The organism is Microcoleus sp. S13_C5 (assembly GCF_036700845.1).
Lineage (GTDB): Bacteria > Cyanobacteriota > Cyanobacteriia > Cyanobacteriales > Microcoleaceae > Microcoleus.
In genome coordinates this window covers 14,771-40,386 of record NZ_JAUBPR010000040.1, presented here as the reverse complement: position 1 = coordinate 40,386, position 25,616 = coordinate 14,771, and the positions used below count along the sequence as shown (strand labels likewise).

At 43.7% G+C, this 25,616-nt stretch carries 16 protein-coding genes and 1 pseudogene; all 17 read right to left on the bottom strand.

Annotation, left to right across the window (positions count from 1 at the left end):
• Positions 1-41: 41 nt before the first annotated feature.
• Positions 42-5,312 carry an AAA family ATPase gene (locus tag QUA04_RS13260; protein WP_333257766.1) on the bottom strand — a complete coding sequence of 1,757 codons (5,271 nt, stop codon included), beginning with the start codon at positions 5,310-5,312 and terminating at the stop codon, positions 42-44.
• A 529-nt stretch (positions 5,313-5,841) separates the two neighbouring features.
• Positions 5,842-7,323, bottom strand: coding sequence for a bifunctional UDP-sugar hydrolase/5'-nucleotidase (locus tag QUA04_RS13255; RefSeq protein WP_333257764.1), 1,482 nt, complete (start codon positions 7,321-7,323; stop codon positions 5,842-5,844).
• 88 nt (positions 7,324-7,411) lie between these two features.
• Positions 7,412-8,407: a nucleoside hydrolase gene (locus QUA04_RS13250; protein ID WP_333257762.1), complete on the bottom strand. Its 996-nt coding sequence runs from the start codon at positions 8,405-8,407 to the stop codon at positions 7,412-7,414.
• 75 nt (positions 8,408-8,482) lie between these two features.
• Positions 8,483-8,611: a hypothetical protein gene (locus QUA04_RS13245; protein ID WP_333257760.1), complete on the bottom strand. Its 129-nt coding sequence runs from the start codon at positions 8,609-8,611 to the stop codon at positions 8,483-8,485.
• A 3-nt stretch (positions 8,612-8,614) separates the two neighbouring features.
• Positions 8,615-9,046 carry an EF-hand domain-containing protein gene (locus QUA04_RS13240; protein ID WP_333257785.1) on the bottom strand — a complete coding sequence of 144 codons (432 nt, stop codon included), beginning with the start codon at positions 9,044-9,046 and terminating at the stop codon, positions 8,615-8,617.
• Positions 9,047-9,091: 45 nt separating this feature from the next.
• A pseudogene (locus QUA04_RS13235) lies at positions 9,092-10,006 on the bottom strand (urea transporter); the annotation flags it as partial.
• A 496-nt stretch (positions 10,007-10,502) separates the two neighbouring features.
• The gene (locus QUA04_RS13230) at positions 10,503-12,422 is read right to left on the bottom strand and encodes a globin domain-containing protein (RefSeq protein WP_333257758.1); all 1,920 of its coding nucleotides are present in this window, start codon (positions 12,420-12,422) and stop codon (positions 10,503-10,505) included.
• 133 nt (positions 12,423-12,555) lie between these two features.
• Positions 12,556-12,717, bottom strand: a complete 162-nt coding sequence (locus QUA04_RS13225; protein WP_333257756.1) for a hypothetical protein — start codon at positions 12,715-12,717, stop codon at positions 12,556-12,558.
• A 381-nt stretch (positions 12,718-13,098) separates the two neighbouring features.
• A complete protein-coding gene (locus QUA04_RS13220) occupies positions 13,099-14,028 on the bottom strand; it encodes a bestrophin family protein (RefSeq protein ID WP_445242321.1) in 930 nt (309 codons plus the stop codon).
• Between the two features lie 25 nt (positions 14,029-14,053).
• Positions 14,054-14,857, bottom strand: a complete 804-nt coding sequence (locus QUA04_RS13215) for a hypothetical protein (protein WP_333257752.1) — start codon at positions 14,855-14,857, stop codon at positions 14,054-14,056.
• Between the two features lie 81 nt (positions 14,858-14,938).
• Positions 14,939-16,129 carry a mechanosensitive ion channel domain-containing protein gene (locus QUA04_RS13210; RefSeq protein WP_333257750.1) on the bottom strand — a complete coding sequence of 397 codons (1,191 nt, stop codon included), beginning with the start codon at positions 16,127-16,129 and terminating at the stop codon, positions 14,939-14,941.
• 11 nt (positions 16,130-16,140) lie between these two features.
• Positions 16,141-17,190 carry a DMT family transporter gene (locus QUA04_RS13205; protein ID WP_333257747.1) on the bottom strand — a complete coding sequence of 350 codons (1,050 nt, stop codon included), beginning with the start codon at positions 17,188-17,190 and terminating at the stop codon, positions 16,141-16,143.
• Positions 17,191-17,259: 69 nt separating this feature from the next.
• A complete protein-coding gene (locus tag QUA04_RS13200) occupies positions 17,260-18,918 on the bottom strand; it encodes an urea transporter (protein ID WP_333257745.1) in 1,659 nt (552 codons plus the stop codon).
• A 92-nt stretch (positions 18,919-19,010) separates the two neighbouring features.
• Positions 19,011-20,522 carry an arginase family protein gene (locus QUA04_RS13195; RefSeq protein WP_333257744.1) on the bottom strand — a complete coding sequence of 504 codons (1,512 nt, stop codon included), beginning with the start codon at positions 20,520-20,522 and terminating at the stop codon, positions 19,011-19,013.
• Between the two features lie 275 nt (positions 20,523-20,797).
• Complete coding sequence (locus QUA04_RS13190) at positions 20,798-21,787, bottom strand: DMT family transporter (protein WP_333257743.1); 990 nt, start codon at positions 21,785-21,787, stop codon at positions 20,798-20,800.
• Between the two features lie 56 nt (positions 21,788-21,843).
• Positions 21,844-23,241 carry a hypothetical protein gene (locus QUA04_RS13185; RefSeq protein ID WP_333257741.1) on the bottom strand — a complete coding sequence of 466 codons (1,398 nt, stop codon included), beginning with the start codon at positions 23,239-23,241 and terminating at the stop codon, positions 21,844-21,846.
• A gap of 312 nt (positions 23,242-23,553) precedes the next feature.
• Positions 23,554-25,539 carry a CASTOR/POLLUX-related putative ion channel gene (locus tag QUA04_RS13180; RefSeq protein ID WP_333257739.1) on the bottom strand — a complete coding sequence of 662 codons (1,986 nt, stop codon included), beginning with the start codon at positions 25,537-25,539 and terminating at the stop codon, positions 23,554-23,556.
• Positions 25,540-25,616: the final 77 nt, after the last annotated feature.

Sequence of the window (25,616 nt, the reverse complement as noted above, 5' to 3'; positions counted from 1 at the left end):
TTCAAATGTTTCTGAAGGGGATAGTAAACCCGGAATTGGGATTACTTCTGTTTGATTACTACCAAAGTAATGTCATCAAATACTTTTTGTTTCCCGATGTATCGTCGCAGGTCGTCAACTACAGCTTGATTGATTTCGGCTGCTGAGTGTTCCCTATTAAGAGCAATAACTTCAATTAATCTCTCGATACCGTATTGCGCCTTCTCCATATTAAAAGCTTCAGTAATTCCATCTGTGTAGAGTACGACAACATCCCTGGAATTTAACTGTATTTCAGTAGAAGCAATGAAATCGGCAATATCGGCTTCCAAGGCGATCGGAAAGCCTAAATCCATAGTATCAATTCGCTCTACTTCGCCGCTGCAACGCACCAGAATCATCTCTTCGTGCTGTCCGCTCAGACGCAGGGTATTGTCTTGATATTCCAGCAAACAAAGGCTCATGTTTTTACCAGAATTCATGCGCTCTACGTTGTCAAAAAGCGTTTGGTTCACTGTCTGCAATAATTTAACTTGATCGGTTTCGCGGTGCGCCAACAAAGTGCGAATTGCTGTTTGCACCATAATCATTAAAACGCCACTTTCTAAACCGTGTCCAGTTACATCACCAATGCCAATGGTGACTTTGCCATCCTGTTGCAACACGTCGTAGTAGTCACCGCCAACTTCATCAGCCGGTTCCATAAATCCAGCAATTTCTAATCCTTCAACTGCCTCTAATTCTGACTGGTTGGGTAAAATCATCTGTTGCAGTTGCTTGGTGACATCCAACTCAGCACCCATCCTAATATTTTCAGCTTTAAGTTTTTGATTGAGATCGATAATTTCTGCATTAGCTTGAGCCAGTTGGACGGTACGTTCTTTTACTTTATCTTCTAAGGTACGATAAAGTAGGGCATTTTCAATAGAAACAGCGGATTGAGAAGATAGAACTTTAGCGATTTCTAAACGGTTTTGCGTAAAGGCTCCTGAAACGAGATTATTTTCTAAGTATAACAGGCCAATCAGTTTACCCTGGTTGACGATCGCAGCACATAAGATAGACTTTGGTTGGTACTTGACGATGTAAGGATCGGTAATAAATCTCCCTTCGTTACTGGCATCATTTAAAACAATATTTTCCTGGGTTCTGGCAACATAATTGACCAAACTTAGGGGCAAATTATCGCTGCTTTCTACTGGCAAAGATTGCAAGACTTCTACTCGCTTATCAAGCTCTACTTTAGCTTCAATCTTTAATTTATTGGTGTTTGATAGCATCAGGAATCCTTTTTGTGCGCCAGCATTGGCGAGGGCTAGTTCCATCAATTTTTCCAACAATTTTTCCAAAATTATTTCGCTGGAAATTGCCTGGGCAGCTTTCAATACTGTGTCTAAATCTAGTAGTTGTATGGTTCTGATACTCGATGAGGTGGCTGTTGTCTGAATACTGATATTTTCGTTCCCACTTCGAGTAAATAATTGAGGATATCTGGATTCCAAATCTGTTACTTTTGCTTGAGCCCCCCAGCAAATATAGCCGTAGTGAGCATCATTCAGGTAGGTGCGAGCTACTTTTTCTCGTCCCATCCCCAAATAAAATTCTGCTGCTAATTCGTTGGCGATCGCTTCATTATTAATGTATCCTGATTCTCTGGCAGATTGAATCGCGCGATCGTAATACTCCATCGCTTTGAGCGGTTCCCCCAAGACTCGCGCTTTTTCGGCTTCTACTAATTCGTATTTATGACGATAATTCGCTGGAGCATGGAATGCCCATTTCTCCATTTTTTGCTGATTTTCTATGACGATATCGATCGTTTCTGCTTGCTCAGACGTTTCCAAATCCGGATATCGAGCTAACAATGCCAGAGAATAGTAAAAATTGCGATCGCTGTAGATCATTGTAGTCACGACGGGTTCTGCATATTGGGTTGCTAAGGCAGCATTGTCTACAGAACGGACGAAATCTTTAAATAAATAATAAAGCATCGCTTTGCCAAAATAGAAGGAAAACAGCGATTGAATATTATTAAGTTCTAGCAATCTCGGGAGCAGTTTTTCTTCATCAAAGCTACTGCCTGTCAACTGACATGGCTCTGAAGAATCTCCGCTTAAATTTAAGGCAATCTGTTTCCAGATGCGGACATAATAGAGAGGAAACTCTTGTTCAAGCCTAACAATTAATTCAATATATTGACGTTGCTTTTCTATTACATATTCCAGTTTTTTTCCACTTAAAAACAAATGTAAACAACTATACATTGTTGCATAACAAGTATAGTCTAAATCTCCTGTTTCTAGTCCGCTTTGAATGGCTTGTTGTGTCAGATCGAAAGTTTCTCGAATCGGTAGATTCCAAGGCAGAATACAAGTGCTAAATAGATGGTAAACTTTACATTTAAATTCTTGAGCATCAAATTTATCCAACAAACTCATTGCCAGTTTACCAAATTCATATCCAGCCTTTATGTCTCCCATTGCTCCAGACAGAATCAGGCCATAAAGACCATAGGGATAAATTGCCAAGGCAGAATTCCCATACTCCCTAGAAATTGCCATCATAGTCGTGATAATTGGCAGGACTAGGGAAGGTTCGGCAATAAAAGCTGGTGAGATGATGGTATTTAACAGCCGCATTGCCTCGATTTTATAGGGATCGGTCATCTGTGGCAGGTGTTTCAAAGTCTCGATCGAGACTTGTTGCGGTATTTGTTGCTCTACAGAGATTCCTAACCTTGCCAAACCTTGAATCCCAGTTTCTAATGCCAATTTCATTTCGTTTTTAGACAGATACAACTTAATTTTTAAGTCGTACAGCCGGGTTGCTTCTAAAACCGTTTTTACTTGTTGTAGCGCTGTCTGGGCAAGCATTGCAGACCGCTCGAAATTGGCATTTAAATATTCGCCCCTCACTGCAGATACATAAAGATTAAAAGTTAAGTCGTATTGACAGTCCCAGCTATCAGAGGACAGCAGTTCTAACCCAGCAGTTAAATACCTTACAGCAGGTTCGTAAGCAGTTGCAGCTTTGGCTTTGCGGCCGGCGATCAGATTGAGTTGTGCGAGTTCGTCTCTTGCCGATTGCTCCTCTATTAACTCAGCACCGATGTTCAATTGGTTGACAATATCGAAGATTTTTTCGCCTCTTTCTTCTGGTGCGGTATTCTGCAATAGCAGTTGACCGACTTTCAAATGTACTGCTTTTTTCTGCGCGTTGGGGATGAGAGTATAAGCAGCTTGTTGAACGCGATCGTGTAAAAATTTGTAGAAGATTGACTTGGTATTGCCTGTGGGTGTTGTTTCCGAGGCGCTGGCGAGCATGGGTAACAGATAATCATCGCTCAAGGGAAGAATTAGACCTTCCTGAAGTGCATCCCATAACTGGTTCGCTATCACCGTTGGAGATTTTTCACTTACGACTGAAAGAACTTCTAGCTCGAATTGGTTGCCAATACAAGCGGCTAATTTTATTGCCTGCTGCGTTGTTTCGGCAAGTTTTTGAATTTTGCTCGTCATTAAATCGACTACATTATCCGTAATGGCGATCGCTTGCAGTTGCTCGACATCCCACTGCCCTTTTCCTTGCCACAGGTCAAATAATATCAAACCATCTCGATATAATGATTCCAGCAACTGGGTTAAGAAGAAAGGATTGCCGCCAGTTTTTTCCAGCAATAGTTCAGCTAAAGATTGGGTGCGATCGCTGGACTCGTTGAAAGTTTCGGCAATTAATTGGTTGATGTGATCGATGTTCAAAGGTTGGAGCGCGATCGCCTCAATTCTTGCCCTATTTTTTTTAATTTCCTCCAATGTTTCCATTAACGGATGAGTCGGACTTACATCATTATCTCGATAAGCACCTATTAATAGTAAATATCGGTTATCCAACTCTGCCATCAGCAGTTTAATTAACTTCAAAGATGCCGCATCTGCCCACTGTAAATCGTCCACAAATAAAACCAGAGGATGTGTCTTCCTGGTAAAAACGTTAACAAATTGTTGAAATACCAAGTTAAAGCGGTTTTGAGTTTCTGCTGGTTCTAGTTCGGGTAGGCCAGCTTGATGGCCTATAATCAGTTCGACTTCTGGAATGACATCGACGATCGCCTGACCGTTAGTACCAACCGCCTCTAAAATTTTTTCTTTCCAAATTTCGATTTTTTCTGAGCTTTCCGTCAGCAGTTGTCGCACTAATTCCTGGAATGCTTGAATCAAAGCAGCGTAGGGAATATTCCGCTTAAACTGGTCAAATTTTCCCGATATAAAATATCCTCGCGCTTCAACTATGGGTTTTTGGACTTCATTAATTAGAGATGATTTGCCAATCCCTGAATATCCAGAAACGATAACAAATTCGCTTCTAGAATAGCTGATAACCCGTTCAAATGCTGCTAGTAATGCGGCTGCTTCTGCTTCGCGCCCGTAGAGCTTTTGAGGAATTTGTAGCTGAACCGAAACATCTTGTCTGCCCAGAGGAAACGCTGAAATCTTACCTTGACTTCGCAGCATTTCCTGACAGGTTTCTAAATCTGCTTTTAAGCCCAAGGCGCTTTTGTATCGATCTTCTGCGGTTTTAGCCAGCAACTTCATCACAATATCGGAAACTGCTGGCGGGATGAAAATTGAATTTTCACTTTTGACTTCTTTTGGGGGGACGGGTTGTTTGGCAATATGACTGTGAACTAATTCCATTGGGTCTTGACTTTCAAATGGCAACCGTCCAGTCAGCATTTGATAAAATGTAACCCCTAACGAATAAAAGTCAGTACGATAGTCGATCGAGCGATTCATCCGCCCCGTTTGTTCCGGAGAAATGTAAGCGAGAGTCCCTTCAGCTAAATTGGAATTGCTAATATTTTGCGTTTGCTTGGAAAGCTTTGAAGCAATGCCAAAATCTGCTATTTTAATAATATCTTTTTCTAAATTAACAATAATATTTTGAGGCTTGATATCTTTGTGAATAATATGATTTTGATGCAACTCTCCTAGAGTTTCTGACAGGCGAATGGCAATGGAAAGGAAAGTAATTAAATCGATGGGATTGCTGGTGATCGCGCTGGACAAAGATTGACCGCCAAAATCTTCCATAACCAGAACGTATGTATTCTGCTGGATTTCTAAACTATCTGGTTTGACAATTCCCTCAAGCTGCAAATTTTTGACAATCTCGTATTCGTGCTTAAATTTGGCAATTTCGGCGGGTGTTGGATATTCAAGATTCAAAATTTTTAGAATAACTTGTTGTTCTGGAGGTTTGATTCCTCGAACAACAACAGTTTTTTCACCCCTGTAAATAGTTTCGAGAATTTTGTATCCTGAAATGACTAACATTATGAGGTTTCTCCTAGGTGGTATTGAGCTGGACTTCCCCCTGCAAATATACTTACATAGGCTCAAAAGCCTATCATTGCAAAAGTTTCCATTGTTGAGTAAAATTTCTGTAGCCATGTAGGTTATTCACGCCTGCAAGCTTAAGTTGGTAAGCGGGATTAAACCGATTTATGTAACAATATGTAAACAGGGCTAACTTAGCCACGCTTAGGGTCTTTGGATACTTTACAATCCTTAACATAATTGTGTTTTACAGCGCCTCCCTACTTACGCCAATTATATTGAATCTATTGCGTTCTGCGCGATCGCCAAAACGGCTATTGCTTTAACTTGGGTACAGTTTTTTCACTCAACAATTGAAACCTATAATTGGTAAATGTTTTAGATATTTTATTACATTTGTACGGGGGAAGTCCAGGCTAATATTCCTTGTGCTGATTTGTATTAAAGATTCCTAATCTAGTTTCTTATTGGGAAGGCAAGATGCCTGCCCAATAATGACAATCAGTGAGAACCAGCTCTGAACTATCTATTTGTATGTCAATCGGCCTTCGATCTGGCTGTTCAGATTTTGATGATGGCTAAAGTATTCTTCAAGGATATTCTGGCAAGATGTTGAAACTACCTTTGCGTTGTCTAGTTTTGTCAATTCTTCAGTTGTTATGCCTAGACTATGCACTGAATTTTTGTAATGATATTCCTCTACACAGATAGTGTAGTGAGCATCGGCTTGTACGGGCTGTCCATTAATGCTCAAAGATTCAAGCTGATTTTGAGAATCACTGTAAACTGCCTGAACACCTTTGCTGACCTGAAAACAACAACTTTCACCGGGTATTCTGTTTTCCTGTCTCATAATATGTGCGAATATCTGGGTGAGCTGTACGCCTGTAACTTTAAGTTTATAAAGTACATCGTCGTAAGGAAAAACTTCTTTAAGATCGCTCAGTGTAACTAGCGGGCCTAATTTTGTTCTACGGATTGAACCGCTTCCGATCAGAGCTACATCCAACAACATATCGAGTTGGGCAACAATATCAACGATTAAGTTACCCAATTCCGTTTCTTCTTCACGATTAGGATGGGTCAGTTTATGGGCTAATCGTCCAATTAGTCGATTATATTTGCGATCGACCTGTTCTTGGAAAGTCGCAATCAGCTTTGCGATTTCTGGATCTGCTTCAGCGAGATTATTATCTACAGGCAGGAGTTGCCACTTCCATTCAACAATGCTGTTAGTATCGTCATCTACTACAATATCGAAACGTCCTATTTGGTCTGTGCCAATTCCAGCTTGTGCGATCAGAATATTGTTAACTTCGGCAGGTTGTTCTAAAAATGTATGGGAGTGCCCGCCAATGATCATATCCACACCCCATGCTGGGTTGAGCAACGCCGCTAGTTTTTTATCCTCTTCAAAACCGATGTGTGTCATGAGGATTGTGAGGTCAATGTCCTCGTTTTTGTAGGCGTTGCAAATTTTCCCAACTTCTAAAGCAGCATCTTCAAGACTTACAAATGTGCCGATACTGGTATCCATTTTTAAGGATTTGATAACTTCTTCCGTGACAATCCCGATGAACATAATATCAAATCCATCTACATTGAGGATGATATATGGATTCATTAAGCGTTTATTGTATTTTTTGATATACAAATTGGCATTCACGATCGGAAAATTTGCCATTTTTTCCAAGAAGAGTAAGTGAGGCAACCCATAATCCAATTCGTGATTCCCCAGAGTCACTACATCTGGAGCGAGGTAATTCATAATCTCTATGGTTGAAAGACCTCTATATTCCTTATCAATGAGAGAACCCTGAACCATGTCACCTGAAATGACAAAAAGTACGTTTTTCTCTTCCTGGCGTACCTTATTGATATAGCCCGAAAGCAGCGATACTCCACCAATCAGATGACCCTCTTCACCCCCAGCCTCTGCCAGAAAGTCTCCGTGCATATCATTGGAATGCAAAATCGTGAACTTTTTAAAGCGCTCTGTGGTCGTCATGATTTTTTACCTTTGTGAAACTAACACGTTGAATTTTGCCTATGCAGTTCAGATACCCGGCTTCTTAGAAAAGTTGGGTATCTTGCCTTCACGAAACAACAGCGGCTGTGAATAGCTGTTTCAAATCTTCAACGAAACTGGTGAAAAATTTGCTCTCATCAACCTGCAACGCTACCCAGGCATTGGCTCCTGTTTTCGGTGCAGGACGACTATCGATCGACGTTTGTCCCAGTGTCAACTCTCCTTTTGTTTCAACTCGGACTTTTGCCCTTTTCAACATCAAAGTTTCTGGATAAAACAGGTATCCCAAGGTTGCTGCATCATGCACAAGAAAACCTGGAATTCCTGCTGTTTGTCGATAACCCAAGGCTGTGCCAATCATGAACTCACAAAGAGCTATCAAGAATTGGGAAAGTTTACTTTCTGGATTCGCCTGAGTGACTGCCTGAGTCATATCTCGCGTGAAAATTAAGTGTCGCGTTACGTCTAGTGGCATCACGACAATATCATCTCGGCTGTCAAATACTGTCTGAGCAGCTTCAACATTAAACCAAATATTGAATTCGGCATGGGGAGTCACATTACCGGAACAGAAAAAAGCACCTCCCATGATGACAATTTCCTTGGCTTTTTTCAGGATGCCGGGACTTTTCATTTCCGCCGCAGCAAGGTTTGTCAGGGGGCCGATCGCTACAATGGTAATCTCCCCTGGAGCTGCGTTTAGCTCGTCGATGATGATTTCGTCGGAGTAGCGAGCATCCTCAAAATTATGCGTGGCTGGGGGTAAAGTATGAGACAGATTGCCCATCCCATCCGATCCATGAATATGTCGGGCATCTCCCACAACTTGTTTGATGGGGACACCGCGACCCACTTTAATGTCTGGGAACCCTGCTAAATTTAAAATCTGCGACGCACTAGAAAAGGTGCATTTAGCAGCGACATTGCCATCGGCAGAAGTAACCGCAACAAGTTCAGCGAGTCCTTGTTTGACTAAGCCCAGAAGCCAAAGGAAAGCATAAATATCATCTCCGCCCGGATCGGTGTCGAGAATGATTCTGGGATGAGTGAGTTGAGTTCTCATAGGATCAGGTCCCTCAAGTAAGGGATGATTGTATAAAATTCCGATCGGGATTAGTATCAAGGCAGCGATCGCGCTTCAAGTCAGCAGCAGCACTTCAATAAACCGATTCCAAGTCAACGCCTGTCCTCCTGTTTGCTCTTGCAAAAATGTGATTTCATCCTTAGACAGAGGTGCCTCTTTCAAACTGGCTAGTGCCGTATTCATCTCCTACATACTGATGGTATCATCTGCATCAACATCAATCGGTAGGAAATAGGTGACAAATTCTGTATATCTCGACATCAAACGTTGATGGCGCAACATTAATTCGCCAAATTCCTCAAAGTCGATCGCGCCACTGCCATCTCTATCCATGCAGTTGAACAGATAGGTCAGTTCACCCTCAGTGAGAACTTTTCCTGCCTGATGCAGGTGAGTTGCAAGCTCCTGGGTTGAGAGAAATCCACTGCGATCGCGATCTATTGCATCGAAGATATAGCGTAAATCGCCTTTAATCGCAGGAGTTGCCTGCTCAAACAAGATATTGCGTTGCTGCCCCTCAAGTGCGGCTTTGAGTTGTTGCCGGAAGCTAGCAATAGTTTCCTTGGCTACACGGAACCGCTGTCGATGTTCCTCTGGACTTGCTACTGTATGCAGCACCACGGGTACGAGTGAAGGCAGCGATCGCTGCAAAATCAGACAGCACCCAATAGTCACAATTGCAAAAGGCACGGACAGAACGGGTAGCTTCAGCAGCGAGAACAGGGGAGCCAAGAGAATGCTGGCGATCGATGCCAAGAAAGCACAGATCAGAGCAATCGAAATGCTGAGACGGTTTGGCGTGTAAAACACTCCCCCAATTGCCGTCGCGGTGAGAGCTGCATTGTAGCCCCACAAGCCTGTATAAAGTTCATCCGGCTTGGCTCCCAGCAGCAAACCCGCTAGCAGGTACATGGCGCAACCCAGCAATCCCACCGCTGCCCCAATCGGGGTACAAATGGCAATGCCCAGGACGACTAGCAAAACTGAAACAACCTTATCTACGAAAAAGACCTGCCCGATACCGATCGGCAGCGATTGTACCAAGCGAAATCCGTCAATTGCACCCGCTGGAAAAGGCGGTGGCGGCGGTCCGAGATCGAAGAAGGGTTGGGGCACAAATGCCAGCAGGAGTAGAAAGGTGAGCATCACCCCATTAAATGGGATGCCCAGGGGAGCAACTCGAAACCGGGTGGCAAACTACGTCCCTACCGTCTCCATCACCACGGCTGTGAGAGCCGAGAGGATAATGACGGCGATCGCCCAGACAGGATTCCAGGCTCCATTACCAAACCCCCCAAAGAACGCCATCGCCGCACCAACGAGCATTCCGTTCAACCCGAAGATCCCATTCTAGATGGCGCCTGGATTGGCTTTGAGGACGATCGCCGTTAGCGTTGCGCTGGCAGTCCCGACTAAGCTCATGCTCCCCAGCCAGGGAGACTGAATGAACATGGCAGTGAGGATTAGCAATCCACTTAAGGGGTTGTTGACGAAAATGACTTGACCAATCCCACGTAAAGTGGCGTTGATAAAATCCAGCAGGGGTTGATTAGCAAGGCGCTGATTGAGGGCTTGCATCGTACCCAGTCCCGATAGAAGTCCCTTCGGCTTCTGGAAGGAAGGTTCCGGTGCCAGAATTCGTGAAATAAGTTCGTGTAAGGGTAATGGCTCGTCGGTTGTGGTGGCGATAGAATGATCCTTGCTTATGGGTTTGTCGGTTTTGAGCAAATAAATTAAAGGAGTTTTCCGCCTAAATGTAGCGGTTTAAGGCCTAATCTTTGAATTTGCCCAATTCCACCCAAATTACAGATAACAGAATATAAACTCAACCATAGCACAGGACAGCGATCGCAGACATACCGTATTTTTCTGTCATTTCATCAAAGCCTGTTACCATTTGATTAAGCAAGCCAACAACCTCTTGAGCGGACATTGTATGTCTCAGAAATTAAAGAGTAATCTCTCACCATTAGTAGCGATCGCATTTCAGTAAGCCAAAGCTTTTCTCCCCAAGGAATCGTCACCATTTTAGTAGAAAAGCTGACCTCAAAGTCATAACAAAGCTGGCATCACTTTATTTATTTGTGACCCCATCTTCCAGAGACTTATACTTCGAGCCGTCAGGCATAACAGCACCTGTGAGCAAAGCACCACTCAGGTCAGAAATGCTAACTTTAGCACCTTTGAGATTTGCACCACTTAGGTAGGCACTCTTCAGATTAGCACCACTCAAACTAGCATTCGTCAAATTGACGCCGCTCATATTTGCGTTACTCAAGTCTGCACAAATTAAATTAGCGCCACTCAGGTTGGCACTACTGAAATTAACCTGACTCAAGCGAGCAAAACTCAGGTTGGCATCCCTGAGATTAGCACCACTCAATTTAGCCTGACTAAGGTTAGCATTATTGAGGTTAGCGTGGCTCAGATTGGCATTACTGAGGTCGGTTTCACTCAATTTGGTGTCACTCAGATTTGCCCGAGAGAGATTAATAGCTACTAACTCTGCACCAATAGCATCTACACCTCTGAGAGAAACACCATCTTCATTCAAATCTTGGAGTGCCAGAATTCTTGCATAGCTAACTTTTACGCCGTGTGCTGCATCAACTATACTCCAAGCTTGGTAATGAAATTGCTTCTGGCGATCAGGAGCTTCCTTAATGAATAAAATTAAAGCAACGACCATACTAAGAGCATCAACACTCTGCAAAATCTCTCCAATCAAAGAATTGTCGTCTGCCGCCACATAAATTATGATGAACAGAACGGCTGAAACAATAGCCACTAACCAGGCAGGTTGTGCCCAAAAATTATCAATGAATTTTGCTAAAATTCCTTTGAGAACTTCACCCAAGCGCTGAATGAGTGATTGACCCTGAAATTGCTGATAACTATCAGTTATTTTCGAGAGCATTTTTTGGATAACTTCACCATCCAACTGAATAGAAACTAAAGGCTTTTTCTCTTCCTCGGTTGGTGGCGCGATCGACTTAGATTCGTTCAGTAATTGTGTCTGTGATTCTTGTGGCTGATGGTGGATGACATCTTTTTTATCTGCGACAACATTTGGTGAAGAATCTGCACCTGCGCCTTTTAACATCAAACCTGTAATTGCTCTGTAGGCATCTGTCCACGCCAGCTTTACTTCGGGAGTCCAATCTTCTTGGAGATACTGCTCAAAAGCCATCAGCAGTGCGTCTCCAACTGGGCCGTAATATTTGGGAATTACCCCATAGCCGATGTGTCTGCCTCCCAAGGCATTGAGAACAGGCACTAAAGCTTCTGGAGAGCGGAGATTTTCTACTACCAATACCAAAGCATTTATGAGCTTTTTCTGTTGCTTTTCTAAATCGATATTAGCAAACAGGGGTTTAAATGCAGGGTGAGATCTGAAGAGGTTTTCGTAGAAACTAGCGGCAAATTCATCAGCACAAGGTTTGATTTTCTCGAAACTGCTTTCCAGTACCTCTACGGCTAACTCTGGCTCTTTATCAGGAACTGATTCTAATTGGTGATTAGCTGCTATAATTACCTGCTTTTCGGGGATGATCTCTGGTTCTAATTGAACTTCTTCAGGTGTAGAAACTACACCGCCCCCTTTTAACATCAAAGCTGTAATCGCGCCGTAGGCATCGATCCATGCTTGTTTGACTTCCCTAGTCCAATCTTGCTGGAGAGACTGCTCAAAAGCACTTAGTAGTGCTTCTCCAACTGGACGGTAATATTTGGGAATTACTCCATAACCGATGTGTCTGCCTCCCAGTGCGTTGAGAACTGGCCCTAAAGCCTCTGGAGAACGGAGATTTTCTACTACTAAAACCAGAGCACTTATGAGCTTTTTCTGTTGCTTTTCCATATCAGTTTTGGCAAACAGCGGTTTCAACTCTGGGTTAGTTGTAAACAATTTTTCGTAGAAGCTAGCGGCAAATTCATCAGCACTAGGTTTGATTTTATCGAAACTTTGCTCTAAAAGTTCCACATTTAAAGACATATTTTTGTTTCTCTCTTGAAAGTTGACGCTCCCCTGTGTTTAGACAGAGTTTTTTAACTATCCGGCTCTGATGAATGCTTGTGATAGAGTATGTGGAACCTGAGAGTTTCTTTGCTGACGCCAGGGCCAGATATTACAAACTCAAATTTTCCAATTCTTGCAACAGGGTAGCCATAAACTCCTCTGCATCGTTGATGCCCATTTCTCCTAAAGCTTTCCACTCTTCACTGGTGTAATCTAAATCTAGTCCCATCACGTCTTGAGTCCAATAGGGCAAATTAGATGGGTTTTCCATTAGCTCACAGGTTATTTTTAAGATTTCTGTTCCGCTCGTCTTTTTTCTAACCTTTGTCGCTAAGCAAAAGGAGAGCAATTTCGCCAAATTACTTTCGGGTGGAATGGCTATTAGAAAGGCCATATTTTGTGCTAGTACAAACTTGTCTAACTTCATTGGATATTTTCCTGTTCCTAGTTTTAAGGTACTCACCTAAATATTTCTTTCTAGCGATTAAATCAAGAGGACTTACGCTGCCTTCCTTTTATTATTACACTATCTATAGTAGTAAGGTGCTTCAGGCGCCAACTATAAGTATAGTTTGTAGGTAAGTCCTCACAATTTATATTACCGGAAAATTCAATTTTTTTATTTTAGGTCTCCAATTGTTACAGTTGTTTATCATCCCCATCTTATTGGTAAATTTTTCTCTGACTTAGAGTTGAGGTGGGGATTACAAGTGAGAAAGTCTTCAATGTCGTATTTGATGGTGTTGCAAATAGCATCAAGAGGCAAGTCGTTGGTATCGTAGCCAAACGGGTTTTCTATTTCCAGACCAATTTCTTCAATGCCAAGTAACGTAAAAGTAATCAAACTAACAAATAGGCCTGTCCCCCATCCCAAATCTTTAACTAGCTGAAAAGGTAATAACAGGCAGTAAATTAATAACAGTTGCTTGAGATGAATGGAATAAGCTAGGGGGAGGGGCGTTCTTAAAATGCGTTCGCAGTGTCCTACAGACTCCATCATACTCTTCACAGTAGTTTGCAGAAAAACTACATGACCGTAATGTAAGACAGGGTTACCACGTTGATACTGCTGTTGTATATAATCTGTTATCCAAAAGACTATCTGTAGCGGTGGATTATTGATTGTCTTTAGCTGCAAATACTGAGATCGAGACATCAATTCTTCTAATTCGCTATTTACAGGTTCTGACCTAAGATACAATTTACACGCCACAGGTAAAGCAGCTACGAGGCGCATGACTGCAATTCTTTTGGCTTGATCTTCTGGTTCAATGTCGTTCATCATTGCCCCAATTTGCAGAACCAGGTTACGGGCGTCGTTGACTAAATTTCCCCATAATCTACGACCTTCCCAAAACCTTTCGTAAGCGGTATTAGTTCGGAAAACCAGTAATAAGCCTAAGACAATGCTGGGAATAATACTTCCCAAAATAGGTTGGGATACAGGGAGGTTGAAATAGTAAAGTACAGAAACAAAAAAACCAAACAGACCAAACCCAATAACTCGTTGATAAATCGCTAAAATAACTGAGCCTCTGAATTGAAAAGCAAGTTTAAACCAGTTTTTAGTTTTTGTTTTCATTCTTATTTCAATATCTGAAAAGTGGTTACACAGGGATTTTCTGCTCATGGTCATTCAATAGCCCCTCACGCAGTTGATGGTACGACTGCTCTAGAGATGACAAATCAATATCCGCACTAGATGTTCCGTTGTACTCAAAAGGATTTTCAAGATCGTATATCAGCAACAACAAATACATGAATGCCGTAAATAGAAAACCTGAAACAATCAAATTGGTATAAAACTCGTCGGTATGCGTTATTAACAAAGCAATGCTTGAGGCAATTATCAGAAGATGCAACAATCCATAGGCGGATGCCAGAAAGTCGGTATCGCGAATCCTTTGAATTCGGGCAATCAGAAGACGAATCTTTGCCTGTTCACCTTGAAGGCGAGCCATCAAAGGAGCTTCGCAAAACTTTGATAATGGAACCAGTAATTGATTGAGGATTGTAACGGCATTATCAACTCTGATGAATGGCTTACTCTGTTTCAAACAGAGTAGGACTGATTTGAGGATCTCAGCTAATCCTTCTGTAAGTAGGGTTGGGTCATAGTCGGGCTGACGGGCTGCAATGAACAAATTCGTATCTTGAATCGTTTCAACCGCATTCGCAATCTGGTGTGGCATATCTTCACTGGTACGGTAATCAGTCAGCGTCCCGTTCAGCATAAACGCCAAGATGAACGTTACCGCCGCCAACAGAGAACCTATCTGACTATCGAACTTACCAATTTCCCACTGCATCTGATGAGCGATCCATTTTGCCAAGCAAAATAGCGCTGTTAGGGGAATAACTTTGAGTAAGATTCCCCACTTTGACATATCGGTAAAAGTTCTGAGATTCATTGCGTTTATCCTTGATTAAAAATGTGTTTTTGGTGAGTAACGAGTGCGATCGCGCTCCATTATGCCTAGAACAATGCAACGTCAATTTATCACTTTATTAGCTATTTCCAAAGTCGGTTTATAACTTCCTAGGTATGTTCTAAATTCCAGATGCAGGGTATCTATACCCTCTTTTTCCAGTAGTGCTAATATCGCTAAATTCAATTCGTGACAAGCGTCAAAGTATAAATCCAGATTGTTATTAAAGGCTCGAATATTTATGATGCGAGCATTCTGTTCAAGTCTGTCTAGCCAAACAAAACATTGGTCATGTAAGGAATTAATAGATCTAGGTACCTTCTGAATTGCCTCGCAAATTATCGCAGTTTTTTCGACCGAAATATTGTCAATTTGGAGACTTAAATTAATCCCAAATGATTCTTCCGCTCCGGGATTTTGGGACCAATTCTCGACAATTCCAGTAATCATTTTGGAATTGGGTATCTTTTTGATAGAATCCCATTTTGCTAGACGAAGCTTTGTAGTTCTGATGCCAATCTCTAAAACTTGAACACTACCATCTATTCCCTCCACAATCACCCAGTCACCAGGTCTATATAGATTATCTGTATAAATAATAATGGTACAAAACCAGTCATAAATAATATCCTTAAGCAACAAACCGAATGTGATTCCCGCTCCACCTAATAGACCAATGAGCGCACTTGCAGAGGCTCCTAACAACAACTCACTCGCCTTTAACACTACAACAGCTAGTGCCACCGTCTGAAACAGACGAGGCACGTAGGGTACGAGCAAGTCGTCTAGTTCCGTTTGGGTGTTCAGCGCCAGTTTTCTCAGTATCTCTCCCAACAGTGGAGAGGCGCGGTAAACAATATATGCAACAGCAACAATAGCACTCAGACTGAGAATCTTAGCTAGCATCTCGCTCACTTGAGGCTTTAGATTCTCTGCCAAAATCACCTGCACAATCCAAACTCCAGCGATGAAAATTAGCCACCCTAATGGTTGCTCTAGAATCTCGACTAACTCATCGTCCAGTGTGGTATCCGTTCCGCTAGTAAGAAGCTTAACTCTCTTGATGATAATCGAAAAGAACAATCCTCTCAACAGTTGTGTGAGCGTGATGATAGTGACAACGAGAACTATTTTAGTCAGCGGTATCTGTGCCACAGTTATGTGTGAATCAAGGAGCTTTTCCTTAATTTGTTTCCCAATGATTTTCATATAACTAAAGACATCGCTCGTAATTAAATTTGATTGCATCATCATTGTTCGTTTTTCTACTTTGCTATTTTAGTGGCTACCTTAATTAACTCTAATCGAATTGAAGGCTCTAACTTCAACATTTCATAGGACTCACTATTAATTAAGTCTAATGGCACTGAAGGCTCTAACTCCAAGATTTGATAGGACTCACTCACCTCTTCTTGAGCCTTTGCTTGTTCTGGAGAAAGAGATACGATTTTGATTGGGAAATTGCTCATGGGAATCTGACTGAGAATCATTGCAGCTAGAACCATCCCTGCGCCAAGCCAGCCTCGTACTCCCAGCTTCTCGCCTAGCAGCCAAAAGGAAAATACTGCTGCAAACGCAGGCTCGAAGGTGTAGATGATCGCCGTCTCTTGGGCAGAAACCGAGTTCTGAGCGATCGCGGGTAGCCAAGTGGTGGCGGCGGTAACTAAAGCTAGGTAGATAATCGGAATCAAGTTAGTAAAGTTCGTTCCGAGTGCCTCAAGCTCTCCAATTAGTTGAGGGGCTGCCCAGACGGTTGCCAGGACTCCTACTATCAAGATTTGGACTGCGGTGAGTAACAAGGGTGGGTGGCGTGGGGTGACGACTTCAAGCGTCATGATGTAGGCCGTATAACAGAGAACGTCACCAACCATCCAGAGATCGCCGACGCTTAAGACTCCATCCTCCCATGACATTACCCCAACACCACCCAAAGCAAGTCCGGCGGCGAGGAAAGTCGTCACAAGTACACGCTGACCGAGTAGCTGTCCCAAGAGGGGGACTAAAATTACGTTCAGGCTAGCTATGAATGCCGATCGGTTGGCAGAGATAGTCTCAAGGGCGATCGCCTGGGTTGCTAAAGAGGCAAACAACAGCAGTCCCAATATTGCCCCATCGCGGAGCGATCGCATATTCAAGTCACGCAAATGCACAGCAAAAGCTAGTCCTGCCAAGGCGCAACGAATGGCGATCAGCGTTCCTGGGGAAAGGCTAACGATTGTTTCCTTAACTAGAGGGAAGGTTGTCCCCCAGAAAATGGTTACGGCAACAAGCAGTATGATGCCCTGCGTATGCTGGAATTTACGAATGCTTGTCATCGAGTTTCTATAGTTTGTTGAACCTCTGTGCTTCACCGAGAGCTTAATATTAAAAATCGGAAGCGAGGCTCAAGTCACCAGCAGCACCTCGATAAACTGATTCCAGGTCATCGGGTGTCCAGATGTCCGCATTTGCAGGAATGCAACTTCATCAACTGACAGGGACGCTTCATCGACGCTCGACATGACGACCTTTATCTCATCAATGCTGATGCAATCGTCTTGGTTGGCATCTATTGGCAGAAAGTAGGTGACGAATTCTGTGTATTTGGAAATCAAGCATCGGTGTCGGAGCATTAGTTCCCCAAACTCCTCGAAATCAATACTACCACTGCCGTCTACATCCATACATTTGAAGAGATACGCCAGATCGCCTTCAAACTTACCCACACCTGCTTGGCGCAAATGCATTGCCAATTCCCCTGGGGATATTTCACCGTTGCGATTTGTATCAATAGCATCGAACAGATAGCGCAGGTCGCCCTTAATTGATGCAGAAGCTTTCTCTAGGAAGAAATTGCGACGCTTGCCGACCATCGCGGCTTCTAGCTGGCGGCGAAAGTTATTAATGATGTGCTTGGCGGCGAGGTATCTTTGCCAATGCTCCTCCGGACTGGTCACGGCGTGTAGTGCAACTGGAACCAGCGATGGGAGACTTCGCTGCAAAACTAAGAAGAAACCGATTGTCACGATACAGAATGGCAAGGTCAGGACTGGCAGACCTAGAGGCGCAAAAATGGCACCGAGGACACCGCCTGCGATCGCACCAAGGAAGGCGCACGCTGCACCGATGAGAATACTGCGAGCTGTTGGTGCATAGAACACGCCACCAATTGCCATCGCACAAAGGAGAGCGTTGTAGCCCCACAATCCTGCGTACAGTTTCTCTGGAGGAACCCCGACGAGCCCGCCCGCGAGAACTCCTAAAATGCAGCCGAGCAGACCCACTGCTGCTCCAACGGGCGTACAGAGCGCAACTGCGAGGAAAACCAGGATGCCGGAGACGAGCTTGTCTGCAAGGAACACCTGTCCAAAGCCGATCGGCAGCGACTGGGCAATCCGAAACCAGTCGAGTGCGTTGGATGTAGTTGCTGACGGTGCTGATGCTCCCCAGTTGAAGTAGGGCTGGGGCAAAAATAACACCGCGCTTAAGAATAGCAGTGTGGCAATGTTAAACGGTAGGGTCAACAGGGGAACTTTGAACTTGGTGACAAACCAGATGCCCATAGTCTTCATGAGAACGGTTGTCATCGCCGAGAAAACGATCGCGGCGATCGCCCACGCTGGGTTCCAGGCTCCGTTGCCCGACATACCAAAGGTTGCCAGCGCCACCCCGACCAAAATACCGTTGTAGCCGAACAGACCGTTGCGAATGCTGTCTCGATCCAGTCTCAGCCAGAGCGCTGTCAGCGTCGATGCCACGACTGCCACCAGCCCCATCGTGCCAACCCAGGGTGACTGGATAAACAGCGCCGCCAGAATCAGCAGTCCGCTGAGGGGATTGTTGAGAAAGATCACCTGCCCGATCCCGCGCAGCGTGTAGTTAATAAAATCCAATCCGGGTTGATTGGCCAGACGCTGGTTTAGCGGTTGCATCGTTCCCAACATCGGCAGTCCGCTAGCCTCGCGCCCCTGGGATGACTCCTCTGACTCTAAGATCCGGGAGATTAGTTCGTGCAGGGGTGATGGCTCGTCGCCTTTGATGCCTACCGAAGGGTGATCCGCCATACTTGTTTTACCTAATTTTTGGGTACTAAATGCAGGCGCTGCACGCACCTCGGCCTGCAGCGGACATCTCACGAAAGCAGGCAAAGCGGAGCTCAGCTTTGCTTTGACGTTTTTTCCAGGCGAGAAGCGATCGCATCCACCACACCTTGGAAGATGCCTAGGGAGTTCTCGGCCATAGAGTTCAAGGTATCGATCACGGGATTGATTTCGCAGATTTCCCAACAGCAGACGCGAGGATCTTTAACAAGAGTCTCGTTGAAAATGCGGGCTTCTTCAACCAACAGGCCACCCGTAACCGGTGTCCCAGTCCCCATTGAAATCGCAGAATCCATACTATCTACGTCAAAGCTGACGTAGATTAAGTCAACCTCCGCCAGCTTCTGGAGGCAACGTTGTGCCACGGCTTCTGGGCCAATTTCCCGCATCTGCGTTGCAGTAATATTGAGGATATTGTGGGTTTCTATCAGGTGATCTTCCGCCTCCTCGGTATCTCGGACCGCGACGTATACGAGGTCGTTGATGTCCAAGTTAGGGCGATCTTGCAAGCCGAGAGACTGACACATCCGCCACAGTTCTGCTGTTTCCGGGTCTACATCGTTGATCTGTTTCGCCAAGTTATCATTGGCAAGGGCTAGTCCTAGCGGCATCCCGTGCATATTTCCCGACGGCGAGGTGAATGGCGAATGGATGTCGGCGTGAGCATCAATCCAGACTACGCCAAGTCGGCGATCGGGAAACGCCTTTTTAATCCCGGCAATAGTGCTAGCAGCGGTGGAGTGATCTCCACCAAGAACTACGGGAAATAAACCTTTCTGCAAGGCTTCGGCAACTAAATCAGTGGCACGTGCGAATACTTTGTATGCCGAGTCAATGTATTTAGCGTGCTTGTGTTTCTGGGCGCGGAAGAGCGCACTATTTTCGGTCTGCACGCGCAGGCTATCCATGCTCAGAATGCCGTTTTCAGCATGCATCCGAGCTGCCTGTTTCTGGAGTGCTGCGGTCTTAAGTGCATTAATGCCCATTGATGAACCCCTCGTTCCCGCACCCAGCTCGGAATCTACCTCAACGAGTACCATCAAGGATATCTCGGCTACCTTGGCATACTGCACGAGGATTTTCTTGAAGCTACGCAATGCACCGATGGTGATCTTGAGGTCTGACCACAGGGACTCGCTGGCGATGAACTCCTCGAAATCAATCTCGCCGTCGCCGTCTATATCTGCCTTTTTGATGGCTGCTTCGATTTCGGCGTTGGTCGCTGCTGTGTTGAAACAGCGAAGGATCTCGATCAATTCCTCAGCCGACAGCTTGCCACTCTTGTCGGTATCGATCAAATTGAAGATCTGCCGTAGGTCCGCTGCAATATCCAAATCTTCGCGACTTGCCATCCATTCGATAAAGGAATCCCGCGTCACGACTCCTGCTTTATCGGATCGATCGAGCAAGTTGGCGCGATCGCCCAAGGAAATGCCCTGACCAAGGACTTCCAGGGCTTCTGTAATTTCCTGGCGTGTTAGCGAACCATCAGCATTTGCATCAAACAAATTGAAGACGCGCTCAAATTCGGCTAGCCGTTCGTCACGAATGTTTATGGTGTTTATCATGTCTCTATGCTCCATTTAAGAAATAATCTAGCCTCGATCTGAAAGAGGAAGTACCCCGAAACCCTGTGCTGTCAAGCTTTTTAAGTTAAATTCTGTACCCGAGCTACCCAAGAACCGCTATATTAGAAGACTTTTAGTAAGTGAGCTTCACTAAAAACTATAAAGCTTTTTTGTTAAAAAATATATAAAAGCATCATCCTAAAGTTATAGAATTTGAATAATCGAGGGTGAAAGATTAAAATGTAGGAAAAGTATTACATCAGTCAAAAATAATTTTAATTTTCCGGAATCGTTAATTTTTCAGCTCCTTGACTAAGCTTGGCGATGTATATGCCTGCCAAAACTACAGAAAAAGCCAACCAGTTCAGAGGGCTTAACTCTTCCGAGAAGATTATCCAAGCAAGTATGGCAGTAATCACTGGATCGAGCAACAAGAACACGGCAACAAACCCAGAAGAAAATTTTTTGAGGTTATAAGCCTGAAGGCTTTGACCCAAAACTTGGCAGATTAATGCTTGGGCAATTATTGTTAACCACCCAGCCCAGGAATAGGGAAAAAGTACATCTTCCGTTAGCACAACGATGGGGAAAGTTAACAATGCCCCGAAGAATGAACACCACAAAAGTATCGTTGTCGCTGAAAACTTGGCTCGAAGTTTTTCTACAGTCAGCAGATTGGCGGCAGAAAAGACTGCAGATAGGATGGCAAGCGAGTCACCTGTAAAGTTATCACTCGCTACCTGCAAATCGCCAAGTCCAATTAAAATTGATCCGCTGATGGCGATTACCATGCCAATGAGGAATTTGCCCTCAAAATATTGACTGAGAAACAGCCATCCCATCAGAGTCGTGAACAGCGGGGTTACGTTATGCAGCAGATTAGAGTTAGCGACACTTGTCTGGGTGAGTGACCAAGCCCAGGTTATTAATGTGCCTGAGAAAAAACAACTCATTACTAGCAACAAGACTAAATCGCTGACTGTGTAAGGCTGCTTTTGGAGCAAGGAGTCATGGGAGTCTCTTTCCCTCAATGTCTCGAACACCTTCCCTAATCCTAAAATGACAGTGGCTACCCAGAAGCGATTGAATATTGTCGCAACCGGGCCCAGTTCCCGTTCGCTCAATCTGATGAAGATGGCGGCAAAGGATAAAGCAAGGATTGCGAGAAATAACGAAGTTAGTCCGATACTCCCTTGGAGTCGCTGCGCGATCGCACCTTGTGTCTGCTCTATCTGTGGCGGTGATGCTTTCAGTTCAATTGTCATCTTCACTTCTCAAAGTAGTACCTGCGCCACGCCAATGGTGGCGCAAGCTAATAGCATTACTCTTGCATTCCTGCATACAGCAGCCGGACAAATAAGCGGACACCATCATCATTTTTTAAAGTTGAATAAGAGGGAGCTTCACTGTTACCGATCGCACGCAAATCGGAGAGCAGTTCTGGATGGAATTGGCAAGTAAACGAGCGTCTAATTTTCTTAGTTTCAAAGTCTTTGTAGTTAATGCAGGTAGCCGAACATTCCGTAAGTATGGCGCCATCCGCTGCTGTAGAACAGAGGATTTCCAGGGAATCGGGCAGTTGTATCAGCCATGACAGAGCGCTTCCAGCGATGATGTGCCGATAGGGAACAATAGCATCATGAATACTGCGGTAAGCCCAGTTTGCAAACAATATTGCTTCTTCATTGACTTCATCCGAATGAAACATCGAAATTGATACTTCGCGCTCGTATTGAATCGTTGTGTCAATCACACCTTCATGTGCATCAGCGGTTACATCGTGGGCATGAATGAGTTCCCAAGGAATACCCAAGGCATCGCCGTCGGGAGACTGATAAGGCAACAACACGCAATCGCCAACTTCTTTTAATTCATTGAGCGTCACGGCAAAATGCTCGTCATTCCAGCCCTTCGCAACGACTCGTCCATCACGCTTTTTGACTGGGAGTGTCTTGCCCATTGCTTCGATGCGCTGGCATACTTCTTGCAACGATCTCAGAGCCATGCCTGAGCGATCGCGCTCCAGAGATGTCGTACCCAAAACTTCTTTGACTGCACGACGGATGAGCCGTATATGACATTCAGCAGCTAACTGGTGTCCCACACAAATAAAGATGGCAGCAGCACTGGTGGGCGATCGCGAGATCAATAATTTTTCCACTAATGCAAACATATCCTCTCGCGAACACGCCGGACTTGTCCAGGTGGAGGCATCGTATGTCGATGGATCGCCGCCTTCGACTACTACGGCATAACCAGAGTTAATTGCGGGAATAACTATTTCTGGATCGAGGACTCCTGTTGACCAAACAGGTAGTAATACTGAGTCCAGATCGGCGACTTTCTGAGCAATATAGGCGACATTTTTGGAAGCCCGAACATCTTCGCCCTTAGCGTTAACGCCTACGTGTTCCCAAGGTTCGATGATAGTAATACAGTTGCGTAACAAATTGGGATGCAACAGTAGAAACTCCAAGTCTGACTGTGAATTAATCACTTTTTCTAAAGGCTTGGCGTGTCCCCACTCAAAAATGCCGTCGCTGGCAAATAGTTCTTTTTCCAAAAGCGGATCTTCAGAATTTCTATCGGCTAAGAAACGACCTAACAAAATATGTGCTGATTCAAAATCAGATCTGCCTTCATGCACGTAGCCCGGAGTTAGTCGCCAATCGGTTGTGGTGGTTGTATATTGTTTAACTTTGATAGATTCTAGGCTCATAATTTAGATCCTTCTGTTAGGAAACTTAAGCTTGTCATCACAGGAATTGCACCAAGTCTGGATACTCAACTAACTCTTTCCTAAATTAGGAAGTTAATTTAGATTAACTTTATATACCCCCTCTAAGTAGGTAAGGGGGATTAAACCGAGCTATGTAACATTATGTAAACAGGGCTAACTTAGCCACGCTTAGGGCTAAGGATACTTTACAATCGTTTAAATAATTGTGTTTTATAGCGCCTACCGACTTAAGGCAAAAGTTCCTCGATCCGTATTCTTGCAACTATTGTACATTGTACATCGATAATGCCATCAAGTTTCATCCTCAGCTAAAGTAATCAGTCCATCATCTAAGGTGAGATTTAACTGCTTATCCAAACTCGGTATTAAATCAATACCAAAGTTTTGATTTTTATCTTGCGCTATGGCGCTAATTCTTACACCAATACACAATTCATTACGGTTTTGTGCCGCTAATACACAATCAGCGAAAGTCAGCTTGCTAATCTGTTCTATGGGAAAGTAAAGCGATATTGGCTTGACATACAGTTCGCTACCTTCCGGTGAGAACAAATCACGATATATTGACATTATATCAGGCTCTTGGGATACCTGGGCTAAAATTTTTGACACAAATTGATCGGTGAGGAGAAAGTCTTTGACACCTGCTTTGATTACTAGGTCAGTGTCTTGCGAGTCAATTATTTCTGCAATCAATTCGGTAGTTACTTTGTTTCCTGTTTTATTTGTATATTCTCTGAAAATTTGCCGAATTTCTAACAAAAGGGTGAGGGTTTTAGCATCTATTTCCTCGGCGTTTTTACCTCGACCTGCCAAAATAGAGATACTGTTAAATTCATAAGGCTTTAAAGTTGCCAACTGCTCAATAGAGTCCAAATTTACCTGGATAATACTCATCTTGATATCTGGGTATTCTTTGGCAATATTGTCAAATTCTCCTTGCACTTCCTTGGTTAAATTTTGTGTTACCAAGTTAACCTGTGAACCAGCCACCAGGTATTTAGCATATTCTTCAATAGTAATGGGGGTTTTGTTATTCCAACCAATAACAAGGTGTTTTTCAGGTTTTCGCTCTAAAGATTTGCTACGGTCAGCATAACCTTTCACTAAGGGTTGCACTACAGGTTGGGGAGAAAAGTGGATGGTTGAGTCATCTTCTGCCAGAATTATAATTTCATCTGAGTCATCTAGCTTGTAATTCTTGCTGGCTCTTATTGTCAAAGTGCCATCGCGATGACGCACACCTATTGGTATACCAATTAAGAAATGAAATGGTAATTCACCGAAAGTTAAACTTTGCCAGCCTTTTTCCGGGCGATAGAAATAGAATTCGTTGCCTTCAAAACCCACTAAGTTTAAATATACTGCTGCTAGTCCTATACTCCGCGATGTTTGAACTAAAATTCGAGCTAAAATATCCGCCTCATTTAGAGTAATTATGGCTCCTGGAGCAATGTTTTCCGCGAGGCGACGATATTGTTCCAAATGTAATTCTACGACAATTACTGGCAAGGAGTCTTCCTGGTTAGCTGCCACAACTGCCAGGATAGCTTTGATTACCCGTGCATCAGATAAAGTTTTAAACTCTTCGGAATCGGAGGCTTTGGCATCATTCAAAATAATCACGGATTTAGCAACTTTGATTCCCACCTTATCTAGATCACTTAAATTGGTGATGGAGCCATTGCGAGTCACCAATCGTGTGGTTTTGGTTTTGCCTAAATTATCCCGAAGAAAACCATCCATTTCCTCTTTAGGTTTTTGAGACAAAAAAACAACTACGGCATCATCTTCTGATTCATTAGCAACTACTAATTCTTTAACAATGTCTACAATTCTATCTGTAAATCCCAAAATTAAAGTATGGTTATTTTCTACTACTATACTTTTCCCTTTCCGTAGCGACTGAACTTTGGATTCAAATTCTTGAGTGATGAAAGCAACTAAACTCGAAAATAGTATCAAGCCGATAACAATTGTGAATAGGCCCACAAACTTAGTTGCAAAATTGGCATTGTCTCCTGTGTCTCTTAGACCTATTAGCTGAACAAATACGTCCCAAGGAAAATCTGATTTATCTTGTATATCTTGATTGGGAAACCACCATTCTGCTAGGTAACGTGCTATTGTCATCACAACAAAAGTACCAAAAAAGGCTAACAGTAATGCCAGAAAGACTGAAAACCCTCCCTTCGACATAAAGTTGTCGAACTTATACTCTAGACGCTTTTTCCGAGAAACTTGATTGTGAGACAATTTTTTAATCTTGCTTGTCAAATTTATCACTTATCCTTTGTTGATTTATTAGCTTATGTTTTTAGTTTATGTTCATCCAACTTTACCATATTTATAAA